This window comes from Paenibacillus sinensis (assembly GCF_019904155.1).
Classification (GTDB): domain Bacteria; phylum Bacillota; class Bacilli; order Paenibacillales; family Paenibacillaceae; genus Paenibacillus_AQ; species Paenibacillus_AQ sinensis.
In genome coordinates this window covers 1-266 of record NZ_JAHCMB010000068.1, presented here as the reverse complement: position 1 = coordinate 266, position 266 = coordinate 1, and the positions used below count along the sequence as shown (strand labels likewise).

Below are 266 nucleotides of genomic sequence, written 5' to 3'. Positions count from 1 at the left end.
TACAGCAAACCTACTGGATAATAATTATCGACCTCAGAATTATAGCCTAAATAAAGCCTATATTTTTTGTTGTCAGTCATTTTAGAATAGTTTTCTGTATGGTGGATAACACCAGTTTCTTTATCTGTCCACTCGCTTTCGACAATCCAAATCTCATCGCCCACATCTAATTTTTTACCTTTAAGGGGTTTAATTACTTTTTCAATTTTCACATTTGAAAGTGTCAAATTGTCGTAAAGCCCTTCACCGAGGTCATAAGACACAGG

At 35.0% G+C, this 266-nt stretch carries 1 protein-coding gene; it reads right to left on the bottom strand.

What is annotated here, in order from left to right; all coding sequences use genetic code 11:
* On the bottom strand, nt 1-266 hold a 266-nt coding region (locus KIH86_RS08840; protein ID WP_223110405.1), incomplete at both ends, for a hypothetical protein.